Here is a 25,288-nt window from a genome sequence, read left to right on the forward strand (position 1 = left end):
TGATGCCAGAGCGGGATCTGGCCTGTGTGCCATAAACGTCGGTGTGATTTGGTCGGGCTAGCAGGACTCGAACCTGCGACCTTCCGTCCCCCAGACGGACGCGCTACCAGGCTGCGCCATAGCCCGACGTTGAGGTGTTCATAAAGACTTTCCCGGCGGGGGCAAGAGGAAATCATCGCCTTTTTTCTTATCCCGCCGATCGGTTTTCTATTCGGTTCAACACGCTGCGCAGCTCTTGCGCGATGGGCGCTATTTGGCTGAGCAACTGGTCATCGAATGAGTTTCGAGTCCAGGCCAATGTCGCGATTCCGCCCAGCAATGGCGAGGCGTCGGGATAAGACGGCTGGGTTTGCGTCTGAGGTTCCGCATTTGGCGAATTGGGAGCAGGTTGCAGTTCGGGTTTTTGAGCGTCGCCAAGATCCAGATGTATCTGCTCTTGCGGAGGGGCTGGCTTGGCCGTGAATGGCACAACGACATTTGCATCGGGTGCGGGTTCTAGATTCGCCATTTCATCCAAGCCCTGGGACACTGAAGAAACATGCGCCACGCCCTGTTCACGCAAGATGCGCTGTACGCCTTTGATGGTGATCCCATCCTCATGCAAAAGCTTCTTGATGCCGCCCAGCAGGCGCATGTCGTTGGGGCGGTAATATCTGCGCCCGCCCGCCCGTTTTACCGGTTTCACCTGATTGAAGCGGCTTTCCCAGAATCGCAGAACATGCGGCTGCACACCCAACCAGTCCGCAACTTCACTGATGGTGCGAAAGGCGTCTGGGGACTTGCTCATATTCGTGCCGTCCTGATCTTATTTGCGGTTCCCTGCGGCGACGCGATCTTTCATCAGATGCGACGGGCGGAAGGTGAGAACACGGCGAGGCTGAATTGGAACCTCTTCGCCTGTCTTGGGATTGCGGCCGATACGAGCTGTCTTGTCCCGAACACTGAAAGTTCCAAAAGACGAGATCTTCACCTGTTCACCGCGCACCAATGCGTCGGACATATGGTTCAGAACGCTCTCGACCAGTTGCGCGCTTTCATTGCGTGAAAGGCCAACTTCACGAAATACGGCCTCGCTCAGATCCATTCGGGTCAGTGTTTTGTCGCTCATGCCAATTCCCCTGTTGCTATCAGAGCATAGGGTCAGGGCAAATTCGCTGTCAATATCAATGAATTGCGGGCGAGTGTGTAAGCTGAATTGCGCTTGTTACCACCGCAAGAGGACTGAGCCCCAGGCCAATCCACCTCCGATTGCCTCTGTGACCAGCAGATCACCCTGTTTGAACTGCCCACGCTGTTTCGCAACAGACATTGCCAGGGGAATCGATGCAGCCGAGGTATTTCCGTGGTCTTGCAGGGTAACGACAACGTGTTCCATAGGAACGCCCAATTTCTTGGCTGTGCCCTGGATGATTCTAATGTTTGCCTGATGCGGTACGATCCAATCCACATCTTTGTGACTTAGCCCAGCCTTCTCTAGGCAGGTTTCTGCGGTAGAGGTCAGACGTTCAACTGCCTGCCGAAACAGCTGGTTTCCTTTCATCCGCAGATAGCCTGTGGACTGGGTCGAGACGCCTCCATCCACATAGAGCAGGTCCTTATAGCGCCCGTCCGAGTTCAGGTCGGTTGCCAGTATGCCCCGATCGTCCGAGGTTCCCGCGCCCTCATGCTGTTCAAGGATTATCGCTCCGGCGCCGTCGCCGAACAAAACGCAGGTCGACCGGTCGGTCCAGTCCATGATACGAGAGAACGTCTCGGCGCCGATGACCAGTACGCGTTTGGCCTGGCCTGATACGATCAGCGCATTGGCATTGGTCATGGCATAGACAAATCCGGCGCAAACCGCCTGTACGTCAAAGGCGAAGCCTTTGGTCATGCCAAGCTGCGATTGAACCATTGTTGCGGCAGAGGGAAACGTCAGGTCAGCGGTCGATGTTGCAAGAATAATCGCATCAATATCATCTGCCTCCAGACCCGCATCGGCCAGTGCGGCACTGGCAGCCTTTGTGGCCATAATCGAAGTGGTTTCGTCTTCCGCTGCAAAATGCCGGCGTTCGATCCCGGAACGTGTCCGTATCCACTCATCAGACGTATCGAGCGTTTCTTCGAACTCGGAATTCGGGACGATGCGCTCTGGCAAATAGTGCCCGACACCAACTATAATTGAACGGCCTGCCATGCTGGGGTACTGCCTTTTTTGTTATTCACCGGCCTTCGACGGCGTGTCTGCGGCATCTTGTGCAAGCTCGGCTGTCGATGCAACCCGTGCTGCCAATTTTTCGGCGAAGCCGGACTCGGCCAAGGTAAAGGCCAGCTTTACAGCGGCTGACACGCCGGTCGAGTCTGCACCACCATGTGATTTGACGACGGTTCCGTTCAGGCCAAGGAAAACCCCACCATTCACGCGCCGAGGATCAATTCGTTTCTTCAACCGCTGCAAAGATGTGATTGCAAGGATCGAGGCCAGTCGTGAGAGCGGAGAATATTTGAACGCCTCGCGCAGAAGATCTCCGATCAGGCTGGCTGTGCCTTCTCCGGTCTTGATGGCGACGTTGCCTGTAAACCCGTCTGTTATAATGACATCGGCTTTGTCTCCCGGGATGTCGCTGCCTTCGACAAAACCCACAAAGTCAAAGCTGGCCTGATCCGCAAAATCCGAGATCATGCCATGCGCTTCTTTTAGCTCGGCGCGCCCTTTATGTTCCTCGGTGCCCACATTCAAAAGGCCGATCCGGGGACGTTCCAACGCCATGCCGTTTCGGGCATAAGAGGCACCCATCAAAGCATATTGCAGCAGGTCCTTGGCGTCCGCGCGCACATCGGCGCCTACGTCCAGCATTACATTGAAACCCTGCGGATTGCGCGAGGGCCACAAAATAGCGATTGCCGGGCGGTTTACCCCCGGCAGCTTACGTAGACGCATCATCGACAGGGCCATCAATGCGCCGGTGTTGCCACAAGAGACCGCGCCATGGGCTTCACCCTGACGTACCGACTCCAGTGTGGACCACATCGAGGTTTGCTTGCCGTGTCGGACGACCTGGCTGGGCTTGTCCTCCATCGTGACCACATCGGGACAATCACGAAAAACGACGCGCCCGTTCAGGACACGCCGTTTTGCGACAAGTTTGCGCAACATGGCCTCAGGCCCGTGCAAGATGAACGCGATATCGGGGTTCTTATCCGCCGATTTGGCGATCCCCGCCACAACAGCAGCGGGCCCCGAATCTCCGCCCATTGCGTCAACCGAGATGGTAATCCGTCCGGCGTGCGTGGGCTGTTCTGTCATGCTTGGCCTGCGCTTTTAGGGCTTAGGCCGCGTCTTCGTCCAGGTCGATTTCGTCGGCCTGAGCGACGACTTCGCGGTCATCATAGTGGCCGCAGGACGCGCAGACGTGGTGCGGGCGCTTCAGCTCACCACAGTTGGCGCATTCGTTCGGGTTTGCAGCAACCAGAGCGTCGTGCGCGCGGCGGTTGTTGCGACGCGACTTGGAAACTTTGTTCTGTTGGACAGCCATGGTCTCAACCTTTGTCTACTAAGGGCCGGCAGATTCGCTGCGGGCCAGGTTTCATTCTTCGTTTTTCTCGTGGTTTGACGCGCGTTTAGGGGACGGGCCCCGCGATGTCCAACCCAAATTCCGATGAGCGCGCGAAAATACTGCGATTCTCAGCATGTTCAAGCGATTTTTCTGAGCGCCTGCTATGACAGGATTTCAGGCCCGTGTCACTCGTCTTTTTTCAGTGCATCGCGCAGCCCGGCCAAGCCCGCAAAGGGTTTGACATCTTCATCCGTTATTGCCTGTTTGCCGGGTTCGGTAAAGCCCGCCTGTTCCAATTCGGCACCTTCTTTCCGGGGATACTGGGGCAGGGCAAGCGCCAGCGCTTCGGACATGATCTCGGTCAGAGCGATTTCGGTCCCTAGCGGTTCAGATTCGTCACCCTCCGGGATTTCGAACTCTTCCTCGTCAGGGTTTGTCCAATCTGACAGAAACATCCGGGTCACCGGAATGTCGATCCGCGTGGTAACCGGTGTCAGCGTCACGACACAGGGTTGAATCACGGTTGCCCCCAGTTTTCCTGAAAGCGCCCAATCACGCTTTCCATGCGCACGCACCTCGCCGACAAAACTCAGCTTACGCAGCCCAAGCAGGCTCAACTCGTTCTTTAAGACATCCAACTCCTGCGCGTCAGGGCGAATTTCAAAGGGCGTCGGTGCGTTCTGAGGCAGGTCGGCGACCCGTAAAGATGTCTGGTTGCTCATACGTGGCCCTTTCGTGTGTTGAACCGGGGTGGCGGTTTGATGTAATCGGATAGGGGCCGCACGGTCCCAAGGCAAGAGGGTGTGAATGTTGAAAGTTATGAGCAGGTTGAAACCAGCGTCCAGAACGCTCGTATTTGCGGCCTGTCTGACCGCTGCTGGTGCGTGTGCTCCGGTCTTCAAGAAACACGGATATGTCCCCACAGCCGAGGACCTGGCCGAAATTCAGGTGGGTGTCGATACACGTGAAAGCGTACTCGAATCCGTTGGCGCGCCCAGTACTTCAGGCGTTGTTCGCGATTCCGGCTTTTATTATGTGACATCACGCGTTCGTCATTATGGTCCGAAACGACCGAAAATCGTCTCGCGCGAGCTTGTGGCGATCAGCTTCGATGACCGGGGTGTTGTGCGCAATATTGAACGCTTTGGCCTTGAGGATGGAACCGTCGTGACGTTGGATCGTCGTATTACCGAATCCTCAGTTCAGAACCGTGGGTTCCTGCGGCAGCTGCTTGGCAATATCGGCAACTTCAACCCGGCAAACATTCCTGGCGCGACCAACTAATTCATAGTCACGTCTTGTCAACTTCACAGGGCGGTCACAAATCCTGTGTTATTGACCCTGCAAGACGAAACAGGTCAGCAACCCAGGAGGATGCGACCATGGCACTATTGCTCGGCAAGGGCCGGTACCGTGCGCGTCAGGCGCAAACACCGCAGGATGTTGCGGCGGCGCAGTGTCTTCGAACACTGGCTTTCGGGACTGATCAGGTGGATCAGGATGAGTTCGACAGCCGTTGTACGCATATTCTGGTCGAGGATATGCGTGCCAACGGTAAACTCGTGTGCTGCTTTCGCATGTTGATGATGGAGCGCGGGGCCGAGATTGGCCAAAGCTATTCCGCCCAGTTCTATGACCTCTCGGCACTTGAAGGGTTTAAGGGGCGTATGGTCGAGATGGGGCGCTTTTGCGTGCATCCTGGTCGAAACGACCCAGACATTCTGCGTGTTGCCTGGGGGGCGATGACTGCATTTGTCGATCAGAATAATGTTGAGATGCTGTTTGGCTGCTCATCGTTTGCGGGTACAGAAACGGCGGAATATCTTGATGCTTTTGCGATGTTGAAACATCGCCATCTGGCCCCGAAACGCTGGTTGCCACGGGTCAAGGCCCCAGATGTGTTCCGGTTCGCCGCGAGATTGCGTCGGCGCCCGGATGCCAAAAAAGCCATGATGCGCATGCCCCCTTTGCTGCGCACTTACCTGATGATGGGCGGCTGGGTCAGTGACCACGCAGTCGTTGACCGTCACATGAACACTTTGCATGTCTTTACCGGCCTCGAAATCTGCGCCATTCCGCCCGCACGTAAACGTTTGCTGCGGGCCGTTGCCGGGTAATCGCCGTTGACGGCTCGACGCTGCGGGGGTAGCTGGCGGGCATGGCAAGAATTCCTTTATTGCAGATGTCCGGCATTTCCCTGACTTTCGGGGGCGATCCGGTTTTTTCAGATCTTGATCTGGTGGTTCAACCGGGCGACCGCGTCGCTTTGGTTGGGCGGAACGGATCCGGCAAGTCAACCTTGATGAAGGTGATGGCCGGTTTGGTAGAACCGGACAAGGGCGAGATTGTAATTCCCCCGGGTAAGTCAGTCGGTTACATGGAGCAAGACCCTGGAATGGAAGGGTTTTCTACGCTGGGCGACTATGCCTCCAGCGGGTTAGAGCCGGGTGAGCTTTACAAAGTCGAACGCGCAGGCGAAGGGCTGAAATTCGACCCGGCGCGCGCTGTTGATACGGCTTCGGGTGGTGAGCGTCGCCGGGCTGCGCTGGCAAAGCTGATGGCCGAAGCCCCTGATTTGATGCTGCTGGACGAGCCGACCAACCATCTTGATATCGAAGCCATCGCCTGGCTCGAGCGTGAGCTAGGATCGACACGGACGGCCTATGTGCTGATCTCACACGACCGTGCCTTTCTGCGCGCCTTGACCCGCGCGACGCTGTGGATCGATCGTGGGGCGGTCCGACGGCAGGAGCAGGGGTTTACGGCATTCGAGGCTTGGCGCGACAAGATCTGGGAGGAAGAGGACCAGCAACGTCATAAGCTGAACCGTCTGATCAAGTCCGAGGCGCGATGGGCCGTCGAGGGCATCAGCGCCCGTCGCAAGCGCAACCAGGGTCGGGTCCGAGCCCTGCAGGATCTTCGGTCCGAAAAAGCCGCACAGATCAAACGTCAGGGATCGGCCGCGATGACCCTTGAGGCTGGACCAAAATCAGGGCGAAAAGTGTTTGAAGCCAAAGGCCTATCCAAGTCTTTTGGTGATCATCAGATCGTGCGCAACTTTGACCTGTTGGTACAGCGGGGCGACCGCGTGGCCTTTGTTGGCCCAAACGGCGTCGGCAAGACAACATTGCTGAAAATGCTGTTGGGACAAGAGAACCCGGATGAGGGTTCGGTCACGCTGGGCACCAATCTTGAGATTGCAGTATTCGACCAGGCCCGCGCGCAGCTCGACCCCGAAATGAGCCTTTGGGACAGCCTGACTGGCGACCCCGAGATGCGTGTTTCCGGCAAGGCTGATCAGGTGATGGTGGGTGGCCAACCCAAGCATGTGGTCGGCTACCTCAAGGAGTTTCTGTTTGACGAGGGGCAGGCCAGAGCAGCCGTTAAGTCACTGTCAGGTGGGGAAAAAGCCCGTTTGCTGCTGGCAAAGCTGATGGCCAAACAGTCGAACCTGCTGGTATTGGACGAACCGACCAACGATCTGGATGTGGAAACACTGGATCTGTTGCAGGAACTGCTGGACGATTATGACGGTACCGTTTTGCTGGTCAGCCACGACCGCGATTTCTTGGACCGTGTGGCCGCAACGACCATCGCGATGGAGGGTAACGGCCGTGCAACCGTCTATGCCGGGGGGTGGTCGGACTATCTCGCTCAGCGCGGCGAGGTGTCTGATAAGAAAGAAGTAAAAACAAAAGCTTCCAAGTCAAAGGTAAAGCAAGAGGCGCAGCCGAAACTGGGGCTATCATTTTCAGAGAAACACCGTCTTGAGAAATTGCCTGCCGAGATTGAGCGGCTTGAGGCGGAAATCGGAAAGCTTGAAGAGCTGATGTCCGACCCTGAGCTTTTCAGCCGTGAACCTGTTAAATTTCAGAAAGCGACCGAGGCTTTGGTCGAGCGGCAGGAAAAGCTGGCCGCAGCCGAGGAAGAGTGGCTGATCCTCGAGGAAAAGGCCGAGGGCGCCTAGATCAGCTTTCGCGCTGTGGCCGGCTATCCGACCACATTTCATTTGAGCGAGCCGTTTTCATCGGTAGGTGATCAGTCACGCTCAGCGCATTCGCAGCGCGCCGTCGATACGGATGACCTCGCCGTTCAGATAACCCATTTCGACGATGAACCCGGCCAGTCGTCCGTATTCGCGGGGGTCGCCAAGGCGCACAGGGTTGGGAACGTCAGAGGCTAGTTGTTGCTGCACCTCTTCGGGCAGACCGGCCAGCATCGGAGTCATAAAGATTCCGGGTGCGATGGTCATCACGCGGATTCCGGACGAGGCCAGATCCCGTGCCATGGGCAGGGTCATACCTACCACACCACCTTTCGAAGCCGCATAGGCAGCCTGACCCTTTTGCCCATCAAAGGCCGCGATTGAGGCTGTATTGATGATGACACCGCGCGCGCCATCCGGTTCCGGGTCGTTCTTTGCCATTTCCGCGGCTGCAAGGCGTGAAACGTTGAATGTACCCACAAGGTTGATGTCGATCGTGCGCTGAAATGCATCAAGCGGATGCGGGCCATCCCTGCCTACGGTTTTAATGCCAACCGCGATCCCGGCGCAATTCACTGCTGCGTTGATCGCTCCCATCTTCTCGCGGGCATGGGCGATGGCTGCGGCCACGGATGTTTCATCGGTCACATCCGTCTGGGCGAAATGCCCGCCTATTTCCGCCGCGATCTGGTGACCCCGCTCGGCATCGCGATCCAGAATGGTTACCTGTGCATTGTTTTCTGCAAAAAAGCGGGCCGTTGCCTCACCCAGCCCCGAGGCGCCTCCGGTGACAATGGCTGCGGTGGTCGACAGGTGCATCTGGATCTCCTTCCAAAAGATATGAACATACGTTCATTTAATATCAGCCAGGGGACAGTGTCCATAGGGGGGCGTCGGGCAGGCGGCCTTTCCTCAAGGCTTTCTCAGGTCAGCTTCAGGCGTTCTTAATGTTGAAATCTCAAATCGACACTGAACGCAATTGAGCGTCTGGGTGGCGCATTTGAGGAGGACAAACTATGCGAATTGGAACCAAATCAGGGCTTTCCGCTTTGGTTGCCGCTCCGTTTCTGGGGATTATGGCGGCTGGAAGTGCGGCCGCTTCACCAGAGGTCTGCAACTGGAAAACGGCGCGGGATGCTGCAAACAGCGGCGATTATGCGACCATGTGTGAGTGCACGCAGGTAACCCCCAGCTTTCTAGAGCGCTTGCAGAAACGTGCGGATTTCGAAACCACATTGCAAAACACATCCGCGCAATGCCCGGGGTTGGCTGCCTTGTTGACCGACTTTCCGACAGCATCGATCGTAAGCGCGGCAAATGCGGGTGAAGACCGCAGCTCGGACCCAAGTTCACAGCTCACGCCGGTTGGCGGCGGTGGAACCGGGTCCGGAGGGTCAGGCGGTAACGGTCCCGGTAACGGCGGCGGAGATGATCCGGGTGGCGACAACCCTGGCGATGATCCCGGCAACGGTGGCGGGGATGATCACGGTGACGACAACCCAGGTGATGATCCCGGCAATGGTGGTGGCGATGGCCCCGGCAAACCTGGAAATGGCAATGGCCCCGGCAAAGGGGGCAATGGTCCAGGTAAAGGCGGGAACGGCCCCGGTAAGGGCGGTAACGGCCCTGGCAACGGCAATGGAAACGCTGGAAACCCCGGCAATGGTGGGGGCAATAACGGCGGCTCTGGCCCCGGCACCGGAAACGGTGGAGGTAACAACGGCCACGGCGGAGGCCACGGTAACGGCGGCGGCGGCCACGGGAATGGCGGCGGCCACGGTAATGGTGGCGGCGGTCATGGACATGGCGGCGGCAAAGGGGGCAAGGGATAAGCCCACACTTGGCAGATATGTCCGTACCGAAACAGAAACGGCCACCCAATTAGGTGGCCGTTTTTCTTTCAGAGGTCTTAGTTAACCCAACTGAACCAGCGCGTGCCGTTTCTTGCCGGCGCTTAGTTTGATGGGCGAGGACAAGGCGCCTGCGTCGATCATCAATCCCGCGTCTGTTAAAGAAGCGTCGTCCAGTTTGGCGCCGTTTTCTGCAATCAAGCGCTTGGCCTCTTTGCCAGATTTCGCCAGGCCAGACTGTACGATCAGTTGCACGATGGATATCGGCAAGTCCGCTGCGCCGACCGTCAGGGTCGGCAGATCGTCCCCGACGCCACCTTTTTCGAACACTTCGCGGGCGGTGGCCTCGGCATTTGCCGCAGCCTCGGTCCCGTGCAGCAAGGAGGTGACCTCGTTTGCCAGGCGGATCTTGGCCTCGTTGATCTCGGACCCCTGCAATGCGCCAAGGCGGTCACACTCATCCACAGGCAGTTCGGTGTACAGCTTAAGGAACCGCCCAACATCCGCGTCGGTTGTGTTGCGCCAAAACTGCCAGAACTCATAGGGTGAGCGCATCTCGGCATTCAGCCAGACCGCACCGTCTTGCGATTTGCCCATCTTCTTGCCATCGCTGGTGGTCAGCAGGGGTGAGGTCAGGCCATAAATCTCGTTATCCAACACGCGACGGGTCAGGTCGATACCGTTGACGATATTGCCCCACTGATCGCTACCGCCAAGCTGTAGGACACAGCCATAGCGACGGTTCAGTTCAAGGAAGTCATAGGCCTGCAGGATCATGTAATTGAATTCGAGGAAGGATAGCGATTGCTCGCGGTCCAGCCGGGATTTCACCGATTCAAAGGCCAACATCCGGTTGACCGAGAAATGCCGCCCGATATCGCGCAGGAAGTCGAGGTAATTTAGGTCGTCCAGCCACTCTTCGTTGTTCAGCATCAGTGCTGCGTTTTCTGCGCCGCTATCATAGTCGATATAGGCGGCAAACACCTTTCTGATGCCTGCGATATTGGCGTTGATCTGGTCCGGGCCCAGCAGGGGGCGCTCATCTGACCGGAAGGACGGATCGCCCACCTTCGTGGTGCCGCCGCCCATCAGGGTGATCGGCTTATGACCTGTTTTCTGGAACCAGCGAAGCATCATGATCTGGATCAGGCTGCCCACATGCAGGGACTTTGCCGTTGCATCAAACCCGATATACGCCGACTGACACCCGCTGATCAGCGCCTCGTCAAGGCCCTGATAATCGGTGCAGTCAGCCAGAAAGCCGCGCTCGATCATCGTGGCGATGAAATCCGATTTGGGGTGGTAGGTCATATCGTGCCCTTTGGGTTAATGTTGCGGGGCAGTGTATAGGCGGTGGGGATGACAAGGAAAAGGCACCTTATCCAAGAAAAACACGCGGCTTATGTGATCTGGCTTGCCTTGGGTTTGCGTTAACGTGCAGGTTGTGGGCAACGCGACGACAGAACGGGCGCGAACAGGCGAAAGAGGGCTGGCGTGGGTCGGGCAATTAGCAAATCAGGCGTATTGACTGCATTGGGTGCAATGTCGGGGACCTCGCTGGATGGCGTGGACGCGGCGGTGATCAAAACGGACGGTTACAGAATTCTTGGCTTTGGGCCCACCGGATACCGCGCCTATTCAGATGCAGAGCGGAAAACGCTTCGTGCTGCATTGGGGCAGTGGCATGGCCATGATGTGGATACCGCGGCGGAATTGGTCACGCTTGCCCATGCCGAAATACTGGCCGACTTCGATGAGATTGACCTGATCGGATTTCACGGTCAGACCCTAGCGCATGAACCAAGCGGGCGCGGTACGTTGCAGGTGGGTGACGGCGATGGCCTGACGCAGGCCTTGGGTGTCCCCGTCGTTTGGGATTTCCGCAGCGATGATGTGGCGATGGGGGGCGAGGGCGCTCCGCTTGCGCCCTTTTACCACTTTGCCTGTGCCAAGTGGATTGAGGCCAACCAACCGCTTTGTTTTCTGAACCTGGGCGGGGTCGGGAACCTGACCTATGTAGATCCCAGGTTTGATGGCCCTGAAATACCAGGTGCGCTCTTGGCTTTTGACACCGGTCCGGCCAACGCACCGGTTGATGATCTGATGCAGGAACGTCTGGGTCTGCCCATGGATCGCGACGGCGCGGTCGCACGTGGTGGCAGGGTCGAGACCGGGGCGCTTGAGTTGTTTCTGGCAGAGCCCTTCTTTAACAGGATGCCGCCAAAATCACTGGACCGGAACGACTTTGCCGAGATGATCCGCCTGGTGCAGGAACTCTCTGACGCTGATGCGGTTGCCACGCTTACCGGCATGTGCGCCGCCGGAGTTGCGCAAGGGATCGAGCATTGCCCGGAACCGCCGTCGCGTGTGTTGGTGACAGGAGGGGGACGGCATAACCCGGTCCTGATGGAGATGCTGCGCGTTTCGCTGGATTGTCCGGTGGAGCCGGTCGAAGCGGTTGGTCTGGATGGAGATATGCTGGAAGCACAGGCCTTTGCCTATCTTGCTGTCCGTGTCGCGCGCGGGCTGCCGACCTCTTGCCCCGGCACCACAGGGGTCAAGGCGCTGGTCGGGGGCGGGATGGTCAGCGTTCCATCGAGCGAACGTAGTCTGACGTAAATTCTGAATACCCCTCAGAAGTCGATTTCAGATGTGCTTTGGTCCAGTCATGCAGCGTTGGCAGCTGGTGAAACGGCACGTTTGGAAAGGCGTGGTGTTCTGCGTGATAGGGCATGTTCCAGGCCAGAAATCGGACCAATCGGTTGGTGAACGTAGTGCGCGAGTTTTCAAGCATATTCGCCACCGGCGGGCAGAGGCCGTGTTCCGCAAGCAGGTACAGCCGAAGAACGGGCTGTGCCACCAAGACCGGCAACAGCCATAAGCTGACCACCAAAGGAGACACCAGCAGGCTTGCCCCTGCAAGCGCGTAAATGGCCAGCAGGACACGGGCCTCAATCCGCATGGCCTTATGTTGGCGATGCGGCAAATAGGGCGCCTCGATCCGGCCCATTGCGTTACTGATCAGAACGCTCGTCATCCCAGACCAGTAAGGCCAACCACTCAGATAGATCATCAGGCTGGGCCAGCTGTCGGGTCGCGGTTTGCCACCCAACTCTGGATCTTTGTCCGGGTGGTTGGTCCATTTGTGATGTGCAAGGTGATAGTATCGAAACCAGGTAAAGGGCAGGGCGATTGGGATTGAGACAAGATGCCCAACCGCGTCATTCATCCAGCCGGTCCTAAACGGCGTTTTGTGGGTGCATTCATGGCTGAGGGTGAACAGAAACACCAGCAGCACGCCTTGCGGCGGGATAAGCAGCGGCCAGAGCGGGATTTGCACGGCGATGCCTGTACTCGTTGCGCTCAGCACCAATAGATACAGCACCAAGTGCCTCAGACCCGCCGCGTCAGACCGCATCTGCAGCCGGTCTTTGGCCTCGGCCGGGAGTGATGCGATGAGGGCGCGGTGATCCATCGGTCAGCCTCGGGGGATGTCGAACCCTGGAGCGGCGAGCTCGAACCCGTCAAACTCAAACCCCGGGGACACGATGCAAGAGACCAGCGTGTAGGCCCCCGTGCTGCGCGCGGCCTGCCAGTGATCCTTGGGCACGATCAGTTGTGGTGCGCCTTGCGACAGGTCCGGGGTCAGCATGTGGTCGGTCGCCGGGCCAGTTTCGGTTGCGCTGAGCGACAGCACCAAGGGCGCCCCCGCGTGATACAGCCAGATCTCGGTCGCATCGACGCGGTGCCAATGGCTGGCCTCGCCCTGGGCCAGCAGAAAATAGATACAGGTCCCGGTGGCGCGGCCGTGGTTATCAGCGCGCCAGGTTTCACGGAACCAGCCGCCTTCGGGGTGGCGTTGCAGATTCAGATGTTGAATGATCTCTTGTGCGGTCATGGGGCCTCGGTCGTTTCAGGGCGATTATGCACGGGATTGGACGATCCGCTATGGTATTCGTCCCGATCAGGAATATGTTTGGAACATGACTCTGATGATCCCCTTCGACAACAGTTACGCCCGTTTGCCAAACAGCTTTTATGCGCGGCAAGCGCCGGTGCCGGTTCGTGCGCCTCGCTTGATTGCTTTCAACTCCGATCTTGCGCAGATTCTGAGAATCACGCCCGGCGAGGTGCATGAAATGGCCGAGGCCTTTTCCGGCAACGCCCTGCCAGAGGGGGCAGAACCGATTGCACAGCTCTATTCAGGGCATCAGTTCGGAAATTATAACCCCCAGCTTGGGGACGGGCGCGCGGTTTTGCTGGGCGAGACAGTTGGGACGGATGGCGTTCGACGGGATATCCAGTTGAAGGGATCAGGCCCGACGCCGTTTTCCCGACAGGGTGACGGACGTGCATGGCTGGGTCCGGTGCTGCGCGAGTATGTGGTGTCCGAGGCGATGCACGCGCTGGGCATCCCGACCACGCGAGCGCTGGCCGCCGTTGAAACCGGCGAGGCCATTTTTCGCGAAGGCCCGATGCCCGGTGCAATCCTGACCCGTGTCGCGCAAAGCCACCTGCGTGTCGGCAGCTTTCAGGTCTTTGCCGCGCGCGGGCAGTTGGACAACCTGCGTCAGCTGACAGATTATGCCATTCAGCGCCATTACCCGCAGGCCGACGGCCCGATGGGTCTTTTGCGCGCTGTTGTCGACGCACAATCGCAGTTGATTGCCGCATGGATGAGTGTGGGATTCATCCATGGGGTGATGAATACTGACAACTGCTCGATCTCAGGCGAAACCATTGATTACGGCCCTTGCGCCTTCATGGATAACTATCATCCCAATACCGTCTACAGCTCGATCGACCGCATGGGTCGCTATGCCTATTCCAACCAGCCCGAAATCGCCGTTTGGAATGCAGCGCAGCTGGCGACCGCGCTGATCCAGCAGTTCGAGGATAAAGAGGCCGCCGTTGCTGAGGCTACCGAGATCGTCCATGCGATGCCCGACCTGATACAGCAGCACTGGCTTACAAAGTTCCGGGCCAAGATCGGTCTTGTGACGCAGGAAGACGGCGATCTTGAGTTGATCTCGGACTTGCTGAATTGCATGGCGCAGAACCAGGCGGATTTCACCAATACCTTCCGGGCGCTGGGCGGCGATCAGGCGCGGGATCAATTCACCGATCCGCAGGCCTTTGATCAATGGGCAGACGGTTGGCGGTCGCGGCTGTCTCGTGAAAAAAACCCTGCTGAGGTGATTAACAAGGCAAATCCGGCCTTTATCCCGCGCAACCACCGGGTCGAACAGATGATCCAGGCGGCGGTGCAGGGGGATTTTGACCCATTCCACCGGCTGAACAATGTGCTGTCCCGGCCCTATGAGGATCAACCCGGCGCTTTGGATATGACACGGCCACCGGCACAGGATGAGGTTGTTCAGGCGACTTTCTGCGGTACATGAGTTCCTCACACCTGTATTCGCAGTCGGCTACGTCGGTGTTTCGCCATGCGCTTGCTTTGGTGAAGCCGGCTTGCAATCAACGATGAGCAGCGCAATCCTGCGATCTCAAACGGACTTTCAGGAACCCATGTCTCAGACCGCAATCCTGCGCATCGCCAGCTATAATATTCAGAAATGTGTCGGACTGGATCTACGTCGACAGCCCCAGAGGATTCTTCAGGTCATCGAAAGCCTGCAGGCCGATATTGTCGTCTTGCAAGAGGCCGACAAACGATTGCCTCCGCGCCCTGCGGCCCTGCCGCATTTCATGCTGGATGAAGCGGGATGGCAGATCGTTGATTTGGGTGGGGCTGGCAGCTTGGGGTGGCATGGGAATGCAGTGATCTGGCGCGGTGATGCGATCCGTGTCCGGCAGACCGGGCATCACGAATTGCCGGGGCTGGAACCGCGTGGAGCTGTCAGGGTCGAGTTTGACACACCAATCGGTCCGCTTCGGGTGATGGGCATGCATCTGGGGCTCTTGCCCGCCTCACGCCGTCAGCAAATCACCCACCTCAGACGGTGCGATGCGAATCTTGAGGATTTGCCAACTGTCTGGGCGGGGGATTTCAATGAATGGTCCCGACAGCCGGTTCTGGATCACCTGGCCCCGGATATGCACTTTCTTCCACCATTCCCTAGCTTTCCAGCGGCACAGCCGCTGGGCGCGCTGGATCGGATCGCGCTCGGCGCGGGGCTTGAGGCTGTTTTGCATGGCGTGCATTCGGTGCGACCCGCGCACATCGCCTCGGATCACTTGCCAATCTGGGCCGATCTACGGCTTGTAGCTTAGCCGGTAAATCCCCTGTAGCGCCGATCACGCATACGGTTTAATACAGAGAACCGAATATATGCCGAGGGTTCCTATGTCCGACACGATCATCGCCCGTTGCGAAGCCAAAGGCCTGCGTATGACAGGACAGCGCCGCACGATTGCACAGGTGCTGCAACAAAGCGATGATCATCCCGATGTCGAAGAGCTCTATTCGCGCGCCTCGCAGGTTGATTCTGGTATTTCCATTGCCACCGTCTATCGGACCGTCAAACTGTTCGAAGAGGCCGGGATTTTGGAGCGTCTGGAATTCGGTGATGGTCGCGCGCGGTACGAGGATGCCGAACGGGACCATCATGATCACTTGATCGACATGCAGTCAGGTGAAGTCATCGAATTTGTAGACCCTGAGATCGAAGCGCTACAGGAAAAGATTGCAGCTAAGCTGGGCTACAAGCTGAAAGGGCACCGGCTGGAACTGTATGGCGTTCCGCTAGACCACGACTGATCCATCACAAAAAACGAACGGCCTGCGCACGGGAATTCATGATTCCCAGGCGGATATTGCTTGCCTGACCGCCCGGCATCGGCTTTTGCTTGGACATGACCGGCTGAACGCGCCGCAATATTCTACGGACAAAACTATGAACAACGTGAACGGCATTTTGCTGGTCGTCGGCGCAATGGCGGCATTTGCACTTGAAGATATGTTCATCAAACACCTGTCGGTCACAGTACCAACAGGACAGATCATGGTCATTCTGGGCCTTGCCTGTGGTTTGGTTTTCGCAGCGATGGCCCTGTTCACACGCAAGCACATCTTTGATGTCGCCGCGTGGCAGACCTTGCCCCTGATCCGCGCGCTCTGCGAAGGGCTGGGAGCCGTGGCGTTTGTGACCGCGCTGTCTCTGGTCGATTTGTCGACGGTTGCGGCGGTGTTTCAGGCCATGCCCTTGGTCGTGACCATGGGGGCCGCGCTGTTTCTAGGTGAGCGGGTAGGTTGGCGACGGTGGAGCGCGATTGGCGTCGGGTTCATCGGTGTCCTTATGATCATCCGTCCCGGTCTGGACGGTTTCCAGCCGGAAACCTTGTTCGTGGTGGCCAGCGTTGTGGCCATTGCCGCCCGCGATCTGATCACACGCAGACTGGACGCACGCGTGGCCTCAGCCGTGGTGGCGATGCAGGCTTACGGAGCGGTGACGCTTGCCGGTCTAGTGCTGATCTCGATGGCCGGCCAGCCGGTCGTTGCACTGAACCAGGCGCAATTCGGGCCGTTCCTGGGCGCGATTGGATTTGGTGTTCTGGGGTATTACGGGATTGTCAGTGCAATGCGGATTGGCGATGCCTCGGCCCTGACCCCGTTCCGATACACCCGGCTGGTGTTTTCTATCGCGGCCGGAATGCTGATGTTCGGGGAACGCCCGGATATGATGACGGTTGCCGGTGCATCGCTGATCCTGGGGTCGGGGCTCTATACCTTCCTGCGCGAACGACGCCTGGCGCGGTCACTGGCTCTTGCGGCCTGACGGATCGTCGCAGGTTTGCGCAAACAGGCTCTCAGATCAGTGTTAGCGATAACATGAGTGGTTTACTTTTTGCCCTATACTGATATGAGGCTGGCAACTGATTGCAGCCACAGGGACGGGCCTCATGAGCACCATCATCGACATCCATGCACGCGAAATTCTGGACAGCCGGGGCAACCCAACCGTCGAAGTGGACGTGATCCTGGAAGACGGCACCATGGGCCGTGCCGCCGTCCCGTCGGGTGCCTCGACCGGCGCCTATGAGGCGGTCGAAAAGCGTGATGGTGACAAATCGCGCTATATGGGCAAGGGCGTGCTCGAAGCGGTTGCCGCCGTAAATGGTGAGATCGCCGAAGAACTGGTTGGGTTCGACGCGACCGAGCAGGTGGCGATCGACCAGACTATGATCGAACTGGACGGCACCGAGAACAAAGGCCGTCTGGGCGCAAACGCCATCCTGGGCGTTTCGCTGGCAACGGCCAAGGCGGCAGCGGATTTCACCACACAGCCGCTGTTTCGTTATGTCGGCGGCACCTCGGCCCGTATCCTGCCCGTGCCGATGATGAACATCATCAACGGTGGCGAACATGCCGATAACCCGATCGACATTCAGGAATTTATGATCATGCCGACCTCGGCCGCGAATATCCGCGACGCGGTGCGCATGGGGTCCGAGGTGTTCCACACTCTGAAGAAAGAGCTGTCGTCGGCAGGTCTTGCCACAGGTGTCGGCGACGAGGGCGGCTTTGCCCCCAACATCGCCAGCACGCGCGAGGCACTGGATTTCATTCTGAAATCCATCGAAAAGGCGGGCTACAAGCCGGGTGAGGAAATCCATCTGGCTTTGGATTGCGCCGCGACCGAGTATTACAAAGACGGCAAATACGTCCTGTCCGGTGAGGGCAAGAGCCTGACCTCGGAAGAAAATGCCGACTATCTGGCGGCGCTGGTCAACGACTATCCGATCATCTCAATCGAAGATGGTATGTCTGAGGATGATTGGAACGGCTGGAAGGCCCTGACCGACGCCATCGGCGACAAGGTGCAACTGGTGGGCGACGATCTGTTCGTCACCAACCCCACGCGACTGGCGGAAGGGATTGAACGCGGTTGTGCCAACTCGATGCTGGTCAAGGTGAACCAGATCGGAACACTGACCGAGACGCTGCGCGCCGTCGATATGGCCCATCGCGCACGCTATACCAATGTGATGTCGCACCGCTCGGGCGAGACCGAAGATGCCACGATTGCCGATCTGGCAGTGGCCACGAATTGCGGTCAGATCAAAACCGGATCACTGGCGCGGTCAGATCGGTTAGCCAAGTATAATCAACTGATCCGTATCGAAGAATCTCTGGGTGAGATTGCCGAATACGCAGGGGCCTCAATCCTCAAGCGCTGAAACCTGTAAGCCTGAATCTTGATTGCCTGGCCTGTGGAAATGGGCCGGGCTTTTTTGTGTTGGATTGTAGGTTTTGCCCATGTCTAAATCTCAAACCGGCACTTTAGCATGATTGGGTCAGAAGAAACTTGGGAGGTTATGAATAGTATTATCTAGATATATTAATGGCTTATATAGGGGTCCTGCGCTGGCGATCCTTATGTGTGAACTTTTTCCTTTTTGTTCTGTAGTGCGCATTCGTATCATATTGAAATAACAGATAAGGGGAACACTATGAATGGTTCGAAACTTCTTCTGGTAGCGTCTGCACTCAGCACTGTATTTCTGGTTGCTTGCTCAGAGCCTGGAACATATCCGATCACCGGTACGGCAGTGTCCCCTGACGATCCGGTGGCAAACCTTGAAGCTCCGGTTTACATCCGTCGCGGTGAGGCCCGGTAGGGTCTTTCAATCTTTCGTGGGTGGCCTTGTTGTTCAGCCAAACAGAAATGGATCAAAGGGTTTTGCTCATCAGCATATAGCGGTCACGAGGCTTGAAACCTGTACGTAGATACAGTTTCTGCGCAGTCTCGTTTGTACGATCGACTTCAAGATGCAAAGCTGTGAGCCCCGCGTTTGCCAACGCCTTGGGCAAATCCAGCAAGACTTCAGAGGCAATTCCACGCCCTCGCACGGCGGGACGAATATAGATCTCATCCACGAATCCATCCATGCCGCCGAATTCAACCGACCACCCAAAGGTCAGGATGACATAGCCCAAGGGTGCGCGACCGGGGCCAATCAGGTAGATGCACCCAAAAGGTATTCCCTCGAGAAGAGGGGCAAGCGCATTGCGCGTCTGATCGGCATCCTGGGTAATGCCTTCTTCGGCGTGAAAGGCGGCGACCAAACCAACCAGACGTTCCAGATCCTCGGGGCGGGCAAGGCGAAGTGCGGCGCTCATAGTCGGGCCAGCCGATCCGTGAGCAGATCAAAAAACCCGCCAGCGTCAATTTCTCCGATGAACAGGGCGTTGGGTTTTCTGTCGGTAACACCCCACCAATCGGCAACTGTCATGCCCAGGGTCAGCTCTGATTGGGTCTCGACCTCGACATTCACCAGCCGCCCAGTAAACAGTTCGGGCTTGATAAGATAGGCAGTCACGCAAGGGTCGTGTAGCGGAGCACCTTCCGAGCCGTATTTGTTCTTGTCGAACCGTTCAAAGAAATCGGTCATCTCGGCCACCGCGACACCGGCCTTGTTTCCTATTGCACGGAAGGCATCGTTGCGCGTCTTGGTCACCAGAGCTTTATGCGTGACATCAAGCGACATCACCACAATGGGGCGTCCAGATTTGAACACAATATCAGCGGCTTCTGGATCGACGTAAATGTTAAATTCGGCGGTTGGGGTGATGTTTCCAACTTCGAAATATGCCCCTCCCATCAAAACGATCTCTTGAACCCGGTCCACGATGTCAGGCGCTTTGCGGAACGCTGTGGCGATGTTGGTCAATGGCCCAAGGGGACAGAGCGTAACGGAGCCCGGTTCATGCGCGCGCAACGTGTCGATGATGAAATCGACGGCATGCCCTTCGGACAGCGGCATCTGCGGATCCGGCAGAACCGGCCCATCCAAGCCAGTTTTGCCATGGACATGCTCTGCTGTGATCAGGGGGCGCTCTAACGGGCGGTCGCATCCGGCATAGACGGGGGTCTGGGTATGGCCAGCCAGTTCGCAGACAATACGCGCGTTTTTGGCTGTCAGCTCTAAGGGTACGTTGCCAGCGACTGCGGTAATGCCCAAAACCTCAATTTCGTCGGGGCTGGCAAGCGCCAGCAGAATGGCGACGGCATCGTCCTGTCCCGGATCGGTGTCTATAATGATTTTGCGAGCGGGCATGATCGTCTCCGGAGGTCGTGAAGGTGGGACACTCGCAAGTGTCCGAGAGCTTGTCTAGCGGTTTTACGTTCCGGCCTCGGCCTTTGCCGGCGGGAGTTTGCCATTGGCCCGATGTTCCTCGATCTTCACCTCGTCCCAAAGCGCGTCCATCTCTTCCAGCGTGCTTTCCGTTGGGGTTTTCCCCCGTGCAGCCAGGCGCGACTCGACCTGTTCGAACCGGCGGGTGAACTTGGCGTTGGTCCGACGCAGGGCGGTCTCGGGCTCGACCCCAAGATGGCGGCCCAGATTGACCATAACGAATAGCAGATCGCCGAACTCATCCTCTAACGCATCCGCATCCATGCAGTCGCGTGCCTCTTCGAGCTCGGCAGCCTCTTCGGTAATCTTGGCCAGCACATGGCTGGCATCGGGCCAGTCGAATCCAACACGGGCGGCACGTTTCTGCAATTTGAGAGCACGCAGCAGGGCGGGCAGGTTGGCGGCGACACCGTCCAACGCGCCTTGTTGTTCTTTACCAGCACGTTCGGCTGCTTTGATGGCTTCCCAGTCCAGTGTTTGCTGCTCTGCCGATTTGTCGCGGGATTCGTCGCCAAAGACATGCGGGTGCCGGGCGACCATCTTGTCCGACATGGTGCGCACAACGTCCTGAAAGGTGAAATGCCCGGCTTCTTCGGCCATTTGTGCATGAAAGACAGACTGGAACAGCAGATCCCCAAGTTCGCCCTTCAGCTCATCATAAGCCTCACGTTCGATGGCATCAGCGACCTCATAAGCCTCTTCGATTGTGTAAGGAGCGACCGAGCCGAAATCCTGCTCGATATCCCATGGGCAGCCGGTTTGAGGGTCGCGCAGTCGGCGCATGATCTCTAACAAGCGTTCGATGCCAGCATCGCTGTCATGGATCAGAGGATTTTCGGCCATTGCGAACCCTTTCGTTCCGGTGTCAGATGCATCCATTCCGCAGTCACGATCAGGAGTCCACCCCAGATGCCCGTCGTCAACCGAATTGCCGATTTCTCTGCCGATATGGCCGCATGGCGCCAGCATCTGCATACGATCCCCGAGCTTGCTTTCGAATGCCACGAAACCGCGGCCTTTGTCGCCGACCGGCTGCGAGAGTTTGGTGTCGACGAGCTGCACGAGGGCATCGCCACCACAGGGATCGTTGCGATCATCAACGGGCAGGGCGAGGGGCCGACGATTGGTCTGCGCGCTGATATGGACGCTCTGCCTATCCCCGAGGAAACAGGGGTCGCGTACCAATCAACCAAGCCCGGAAACATGCATGCCTGCGGCCATGACGGGCACACCACAATGCTATTGGGCGCGGCGCGCTATCTGGCGGAAACGCGGAATTTCCGTGGACGCGTGGCGCTGATCTTTCAACCGGCCGAAGAAGAGGGTGGTGGCGCGGGCGTCATGGTCGAAGAGGGGATTATGGACCGGTTCGACATTTCCCAAATCTATGCATTGCACAATGCGCCTGGAATTCCCGAAGGATCCTTTCAGACAACCCCCGGGCCGATCATGGCTGCTGTTGATACGTTCGAAGTTCACATTCAGGGCCTTGGTGGCCATGGTGCCATGCCGCATGAAACCCGGGATCCGGTGATGGCGGCCTGCGGTATCGCCCAGGCGATTCAGACCATCGTCAGTCGTAACAACTATGCATTGGATAGTTTGGTTGTCTCGGTCACTCAAATCCATACCGGTACAGTAAACAATGTGATACCTGATACGGCCTATATCAACGGCACCGTGCGCACCTTTGATCCAACCGTGCAAAAAATGGTGATGGAGCGGATGGAGCAGATCGTTCAAGGACAGGCCCAATCCTATGGTGTCGAAGCGCGGCTGGACTATGAGGTCAACTACCCTGCAACAATCAATGACGCCGACAAGACTGGTTTTGCCGCAGAAATCGCGCGTGATGTTGCCGGTGCAGATCGCGTGATGACCAATGTCGACGCGATGATGGGGGCCGAGGATTTTTCATACATGCTGCAGTCGCGCCCCGGCGCTTACCTGTTTCTGGGGCAGGGCGAGGGGGCCGGGCTGCATCATCCCAAATACAACTTCAACGACGATATCGCGCCAGTTGGGGCGTCTTTTTTTGCACGGATCGTCGAAAAGGCCCAGCCTTTGGGCTGACAGGAGAAAGACATGGCACTGGAAGATTCAAAGAATTTCGTCGACGAGGCGTTCACCAATCCTGAACTGAAGGGGGTCTCGCACGAGAATACCTTCGGCGGTGCGATGTCTTTTCTGCGTCGTTTGTATACCAAGGATCTGACCGGGATTGATATCGCTGTGACCGGCGTGCCCTTTGATCAGGCGGTGACCAACCGCCCGGGTACACGCTTGGGCCCGCGTGCCATCCGCGAAGCCAGCACGCTGCAGTCCCCGGATGAACCTTATGGCTGGCCGTTCAAAGCCCTGAGCGAGTTGGCGATTGCGGATTATGGTGACCTGGCCTTTGATTATGCCAATATTCCGACCTTTCCCGATTTGCTGACGGACCATATCCGGACCATTCTGGCCGCTGATGTGGCCTCGGTCGCACTGGGTGGGGACCATTATATCAGCTTTCCGATCCTCAAGGCCTATGCCGAGAAATACGGGCCGATGTCGCTGCTGCAGTTCGATGCGCATACCGATACCTGGGCCGATGACAATATGGATCGGGTGGACCACGGCACCATGTTCTACAAGGCGGTGAAGTCGGGGATCGTCGACCCGTCTCGGTCCGTTCAGGTGGGCATCCGTACGACGAACGAAGATACTTTGGGGGTCAACATCATTGACGCCCGGGAGGTGTACGAGTCCGGTCCCGCCGCCGTGGCGCAAAAGATCAAAGGTATTCTTGGTGACAACCCGGTTTACCTGAGCTTCGATATCGACGGTCTGGACCCGGCCTTTGCGCCTGGCACGGGAACGCCGGTTTGGGGTGGACTGAGTTCGATTCAGGCCCAGATCATCCTGCGCGACATTGCTGGGATTAACATCAAAGGCGGGGACGTGGTCGAGGTTTCGCCGCCCTATGACACCTCAGGTGCGACAGCGATTGCAGGCGCACATGTGGCGACCCAAATCATTTGCCTGCTGGGATGGAACAAGCTGAAGCCTTAACCTTTGGTTAGCCATCTTTCCGGTATCAGGTTAGCAGCAGGGCAGGACGGAAGACATAACGGCATGACACAATTCAACCAACCAATCAGCGGTAACGATCTGGCGCGTTTTTCCGGCCCAAACACGTTTATGCGCCTGCCGCAGGCGGATACGTTGGCCGGATTGGATGTGGCCGTAATAGGCATACCGATGGACATTGGCACCTCTTGGCGGTCGGGGACACGGTTCGGACCGAAACAGATCCGCAGCGAAAGTGCGATGCTGCGGCCTTACAATATGGCCACCTTTGCGGCCCCCTTCGACAGCCTGCAAATCGCCGACATCGGCGATCTGGCAATCAACACCTTTTCGCTGTCCGACAGTCTGAGGATCATCAAGGAAAGCTATGACGCGATTCTGGCGCAGGGTGTGACACCTGTGGCGATGGGGGGCGATCACTCGATCACCTTGCCGATCCTTCGGGCGATAGCCGCGAAACACGGGCCTGTGGCGCTGGTCCATGTGGATGCCCATGCGGATGTAAATGATGAGATGTTTGGCGAAAAGGAAACCCATGGCACCGTTTTCCGGCGTGCCTATGAAGAAGGGCTGATCGTGCCGGAAAAAACCTTTCAGATCGGCATCCGAGGCTCTGGCTATGCGGCATCGGACTTTACCGAGGCCAAAGGGTGGGGCTTTCGCCAATACCCCGCATGGGAGCTTTGGCAGCAGAACCTGACGGTCATGGGCGCGCAGATACGCAATGAGATCGGGGATCATCCGGTCTATATCACCTATGACATTGACAGTCTGGACCCGTCTTTCGCCCCCGGAACCGGCACGCCCGAGATCGCCGGGTTAACCACACCGCAGGCGCTGCAACTGATCCATGCCCTGGGCGGGACAAATGTGGTTGGGTGTGATCTGGTCGAGGTTTCTCCGCCGTATGATCCCTCTGGCAATACGGCGCTGACCGCTGCCAATCTGCTGTTTGAACTGCTGTGCATATTGCCAGGCGTGACGTCACGGTAGGGATCACGGCAGTCTCTTGTTTGCTATGCGGAACTGCATATGGTTCCGCAATCTAACAGAGTGGAAAAGATGAAAATGACGCTGTGGCTGATTGCGGGTCTGATTGTCCTTGTGGGGGCGTATATACGGCTTGCGCCGTCTGATCCCGCGATCTGGCACAATGCCCCCGTCGGCGACGCGAACAGGGACCTCCGTGGTGGCGTCGTGCGAGTACTTGAAACGGGGCCGGACGGGTTGGCGCAGTTGAACGAAATCGCTGCGTCCGCTCCGCGTACAAAGGTTCTGGCCGGGTCAGTTGATGACGGGATGGTCACCTATATCACCCGTACCAAAGTGATAGGTTTTCCAGATTATACAACCGCCCAGCAGAACGGCGATACACTGCGCATCTATGGCAGGTTGCGCTTTGGTCGCTCAGATTTTGGGGTAAACCGAAACCGCGTTGATGGCTGGCTCGCGCGGATGCAGCCCTGAGGACAGGCATCCTTCCTGTACCTCGCGCCACATCGGAACGTTCAGTGACATCTGACATTGTGCAGTGAAAATGCGACCGTCGACCTGCAGGCAGATCATCTCACCCAATTCAACGCGTGACCCGGATTTGTCAGTGCAATAGCAGTCCTGTACCTTGCCGCCGGGACCGACGACATCGGCCATCACGGGCGTCGCAAAAAGCGATAGAACCAGAACCAACCGTCTCATGCGGGGCAGCTTAGCATACGGACAGCCCTTGACCATAGCCCCGGATTAAGAGA

At 57.6% G+C, this 25,288-nt stretch carries 29 protein-coding genes and 1 tRNA gene; 15 read left to right on the forward strand and 15 right to left on the reverse strand.

The features are described 5' to 3' along the window. Positions 1 to 49: 49 nt before the first annotated feature. From AC2FJ5_RS03895 to AC2FJ5_RS03925, 7 genes are all read right to left on the reverse strand, one after another. Positions 50 to 126, reverse strand: a tRNA-Pro gene (locus tag AC2FJ5_RS03895). Positions 127 to 187: 61 nt separating this feature from the next. Beyond that, a complete protein-coding gene (locus AC2FJ5_RS03900; RefSeq protein ID WP_281971965.1) occupies positions 188 to 787 on the reverse strand; it encodes a MerR family transcriptional regulator in 600 nt (199 codons plus the stop codon). An 18-nt stretch (positions 788 to 805) separates the two neighbouring features. Continuing rightward, positions 806 to 1,108, reverse strand: coding sequence for an integration host factor subunit alpha (gene ihfA, locus AC2FJ5_RS03905; protein ID WP_037316145.1), 303 nt, complete (start codon positions 1,106 to 1,108; stop codon positions 806 to 808). A 96-nt stretch (positions 1,109 to 1,204) separates the two neighbouring features. Further along, on the reverse strand, positions 1,205 to 2,176 hold the full coding sequence (locus tag AC2FJ5_RS03910) for a beta-ketoacyl-ACP synthase III (protein ID WP_271947477.1): 972 nt from the start codon (positions 2,174 to 2,176) through the stop codon (positions 1,205 to 1,207). Between the two features lie 21 nt (positions 2,177 to 2,197). Then, positions 2,198 to 3,286 carry a phosphate acyltransferase PlsX gene (gene plsX, locus AC2FJ5_RS03915; RefSeq protein WP_142633356.1) on the reverse strand — a complete coding sequence of 363 codons (1,089 nt, stop codon included), beginning with the start codon at positions 3,284 to 3,286 and terminating at the stop codon, positions 2,198 to 2,200. 22 nt (positions 3,287 to 3,308) lie between these two features. After that, a complete protein-coding gene (rpmF, locus tag AC2FJ5_RS03920) occupies positions 3,309 to 3,515 on the reverse strand; it encodes a 50S ribosomal protein L32 (protein ID WP_037316137.1) in 207 nt (68 codons plus the stop codon). A gap of 206 nt (positions 3,516 to 3,721) precedes the next feature. Beyond that, a complete protein-coding gene (locus AC2FJ5_RS03925; RefSeq protein WP_496792516.1) occupies positions 3,722 to 4,258 on the reverse strand; it encodes a YceD family protein in 537 nt (178 codons plus the stop codon). 85 nt (positions 4,259 to 4,343) lie between these two features. On the opposite strand from AC2FJ5_RS03925, the gene AC2FJ5_RS03930 reads away from it, so the two are divergent. The 3 genes from AC2FJ5_RS03930 (at position 4,344) to AC2FJ5_RS03940 (ending at position 7,503) form a co-directional block, all read left to right on the forward strand. Then, the gene (locus tag AC2FJ5_RS03930; protein WP_271947471.1) at positions 4,344 to 4,820 is read left to right on the forward strand and encodes an outer membrane protein assembly factor BamE; all 477 of its coding nucleotides are present in this window, start codon (positions 4,344 to 4,346) and stop codon (positions 4,818 to 4,820) included. Between the two features lie 98 nt (positions 4,821 to 4,918). Further along, positions 4,919 to 5,653 (forward strand): GNAT family N-acetyltransferase, encoded by a 735-nt coding sequence (locus AC2FJ5_RS03935; protein ID WP_282021894.1) that lies wholly within the window; start codon positions 4,919 to 4,921, stop codon positions 5,651 to 5,653. Between the two features lie 41 nt (positions 5,654 to 5,694). Beyond that, on the forward strand, positions 5,695 to 7,503 hold the full coding sequence (locus AC2FJ5_RS03940; RefSeq protein WP_496792518.1) for an ABC-F family ATP-binding cassette domain-containing protein: 1,809 nt from the start codon (positions 5,695 to 5,697) through the stop codon (positions 7,501 to 7,503). 81 nt (positions 7,504 to 7,584) lie between these two features. Here the strand turns inward: AC2FJ5_RS03940 and AC2FJ5_RS03945 are convergent, their stop codons facing one another. Beyond that, positions 7,585 to 8,340, reverse strand: a complete 756-nt coding sequence (locus AC2FJ5_RS03945; protein ID WP_496792519.1) for a 3-hydroxyacyl-CoA dehydrogenase — start codon at positions 8,338 to 8,340, stop codon at positions 7,585 to 7,587. 197 nt (positions 8,341 to 8,537) lie between these two features. Here AC2FJ5_RS03945 and AC2FJ5_RS03950 point away from each other — a divergent pair, with 197 nt between their 5' ends. Continuing rightward, the gene (locus AC2FJ5_RS03950; protein ID WP_496792520.1) at positions 8,538 to 9,353 is read left to right on the forward strand and encodes a hypothetical protein; all 816 of its coding nucleotides are present in this window, start codon (positions 8,538 to 8,540) and stop codon (positions 9,351 to 9,353) included. Between the two features lie 81 nt (positions 9,354 to 9,434). On the opposite strand, the gene tyrS is transcribed toward AC2FJ5_RS03950, so the two are convergent. Next, positions 9,435 to 10,682: a tyrosine--tRNA ligase gene (gene tyrS, locus AC2FJ5_RS03955; protein ID WP_496792522.1), complete on the reverse strand. Its 1,248-nt coding sequence runs from the start codon at positions 10,680 to 10,682 to the stop codon at positions 9,435 to 9,437. 183 nt (positions 10,683 to 10,865) lie between these two features. Between tyrS and AC2FJ5_RS03960 the strand changes: the two genes are divergently transcribed. Next, positions 10,866 to 11,990 (forward strand): anhydro-N-acetylmuramic acid kinase, encoded by a 1,125-nt coding sequence (locus tag AC2FJ5_RS03960; protein WP_496708535.1) that lies wholly within the window; start codon positions 10,866 to 10,868, stop codon positions 11,988 to 11,990. Here AC2FJ5_RS03960 and AC2FJ5_RS03965 read toward each other — a convergent pair. Together AC2FJ5_RS03965 and AC2FJ5_RS03970 are read right to left on the reverse strand one after the other, a co-directional pair. After that, positions 11,956 to 12,846: a fatty acid desaturase gene (locus AC2FJ5_RS03965; RefSeq protein WP_496792523.1), complete on the reverse strand. Its 891-nt coding sequence runs from the start codon at positions 12,844 to 12,846 to the stop codon at positions 11,956 to 11,958. The two genes, AC2FJ5_RS03960 and AC2FJ5_RS03965, sit on opposite strands and share 35 nt — an antisense overlap. Before the next feature lie 3 nt (positions 12,847 to 12,849). After that, positions 12,850 to 13,269, reverse strand: a complete 420-nt coding sequence (locus tag AC2FJ5_RS03970) for a cupin domain-containing protein (RefSeq protein WP_281971975.1) — start codon at positions 13,267 to 13,269, stop codon at positions 12,850 to 12,852. Between the two features lie 85 nt (positions 13,270 to 13,354). Here AC2FJ5_RS03970 and AC2FJ5_RS03975 point away from each other — a divergent pair, with 85 nt between their 5' ends. The 6 genes from AC2FJ5_RS03975 (at position 13,355) to AC2FJ5_RS04000 (ending at position 18,953) form a co-directional block, all read left to right on the forward strand. Further along, positions 13,355 to 14,773: a protein adenylyltransferase SelO gene (locus AC2FJ5_RS03975; protein WP_496792640.1), complete on the forward strand. Its 1,419-nt coding sequence runs from the start codon at positions 13,355 to 13,357 to the stop codon at positions 14,771 to 14,773. A 127-nt stretch (positions 14,774 to 14,900) separates the two neighbouring features. Beyond that, positions 14,901 to 15,605, forward strand: a complete 705-nt coding sequence (locus AC2FJ5_RS03980) for an endonuclease/exonuclease/phosphatase family protein (protein WP_142635102.1) — start codon at positions 14,901 to 14,903, stop codon at positions 15,603 to 15,605. A 73-nt stretch (positions 15,606 to 15,678) separates the two neighbouring features. Then, a complete protein-coding gene (locus AC2FJ5_RS03985; RefSeq protein ID WP_142633379.1) occupies positions 15,679 to 16,092 on the forward strand; it encodes a Fur family transcriptional regulator in 414 nt (137 codons plus the stop codon). A gap of 136 nt (positions 16,093 to 16,228) precedes the next feature. Beyond that, the gene (locus tag AC2FJ5_RS03990) at positions 16,229 to 17,110 is read left to right on the forward strand and encodes a DMT family transporter (RefSeq protein ID WP_496792525.1); all 882 of its coding nucleotides are present in this window, start codon (positions 16,229 to 16,231) and stop codon (positions 17,108 to 17,110) included. A gap of 124 nt (positions 17,111 to 17,234) precedes the next feature. Then, a complete protein-coding gene (gene eno, locus AC2FJ5_RS03995; RefSeq protein WP_496749618.1) occupies positions 17,235 to 18,512 on the forward strand; it encodes a phosphopyruvate hydratase in 1,278 nt (425 codons plus the stop codon). Between the two features lie 273 nt (positions 18,513 to 18,785). Further along, on the forward strand, positions 18,786 to 18,953 hold the full coding sequence (locus AC2FJ5_RS04000; protein WP_185956604.1) for a hypothetical protein: 168 nt from the start codon (positions 18,786 to 18,788) through the stop codon (positions 18,951 to 18,953). A gap of 52 nt (positions 18,954 to 19,005) precedes the next feature. Here AC2FJ5_RS04000 and AC2FJ5_RS04005 read toward each other — a convergent pair whose 3' ends face one another. The 3 genes from AC2FJ5_RS04005 to mazG form a co-directional block, all read right to left on the reverse strand. Further along, positions 19,006 to 19,455 carry a GNAT family N-acetyltransferase gene (locus AC2FJ5_RS04005; protein WP_496691118.1) on the reverse strand — a complete coding sequence of 150 codons (450 nt, stop codon included), beginning with the start codon at positions 19,453 to 19,455 and terminating at the stop codon, positions 19,006 to 19,008. After that, the gene (locus AC2FJ5_RS04010) at positions 19,452 to 20,393 is read right to left on the reverse strand and encodes a nucleoside hydrolase (protein ID WP_496792526.1); all 942 of its coding nucleotides are present in this window, start codon (positions 20,391 to 20,393) and stop codon (positions 19,452 to 19,454) included. The genes AC2FJ5_RS04005 and AC2FJ5_RS04010 overlap by 4 nt, the downstream gene beginning before the upstream one ends. A gap of 63 nt (positions 20,394 to 20,456) precedes the next feature. After that, positions 20,457 to 21,314, reverse strand: coding sequence for a nucleoside triphosphate pyrophosphohydrolase (mazG, locus tag AC2FJ5_RS04015; protein WP_496792527.1), 858 nt, complete (start codon positions 21,312 to 21,314; stop codon positions 20,457 to 20,459). A 66-nt stretch (positions 21,315 to 21,380) separates the two neighbouring features. Here mazG and AC2FJ5_RS04020 point away from each other — a divergent pair, with 66 nt between their 5' ends. The 4 genes from AC2FJ5_RS04020 (at position 21,381) to AC2FJ5_RS04035 (ending at position 25,007) form a co-directional block, all read left to right on the forward strand. Then, positions 21,381 to 22,544: a M20 aminoacylase family protein gene (locus AC2FJ5_RS04020; protein WP_496792529.1), complete on the forward strand. Its 1,164-nt coding sequence runs from the start codon at positions 21,381 to 21,383 to the stop codon at positions 22,542 to 22,544. Between the two features lie 12 nt (positions 22,545 to 22,556). Next, entirely contained in the window at positions 22,557 to 23,522 is a 966-nt protein-coding gene (speB, locus tag AC2FJ5_RS04025) for an agmatinase (RefSeq protein ID WP_496792530.1), read from the forward strand. A gap of 63 nt (positions 23,523 to 23,585) precedes the next feature. Next, positions 23,586 to 24,533: an agmatinase gene (gene speB / locus AC2FJ5_RS04030; RefSeq protein WP_496688319.1), complete on the forward strand. Its 948-nt coding sequence runs from the start codon at positions 23,586 to 23,588 to the stop codon at positions 24,531 to 24,533. 69 nt (positions 24,534 to 24,602) lie between these two features. Then, the gene (locus AC2FJ5_RS04035) at positions 24,603 to 25,007 is read left to right on the forward strand and encodes a DUF1499 domain-containing protein (RefSeq protein WP_496792641.1); all 405 of its coding nucleotides are present in this window, start codon (positions 24,603 to 24,605) and stop codon (positions 25,005 to 25,007) included. On the opposite strand, the gene AC2FJ5_RS04040 is transcribed toward AC2FJ5_RS04035, so the two are convergent. Continuing rightward, positions 24,948 to 25,235 carry a hypothetical protein gene (locus AC2FJ5_RS04040; RefSeq protein WP_142633397.1) on the reverse strand — a complete coding sequence of 96 codons (288 nt, stop codon included), beginning with the start codon at positions 25,233 to 25,235 and terminating at the stop codon, positions 24,948 to 24,950. The two genes, AC2FJ5_RS04035 and AC2FJ5_RS04040, sit on opposite strands and share 60 nt — an antisense overlap. Between the last annotated feature and the right edge of the window lie 53 nt (positions 25,236 to 25,288).

This window comes from Ruegeria sp. CDSA221, assembly GCF_059611825.1.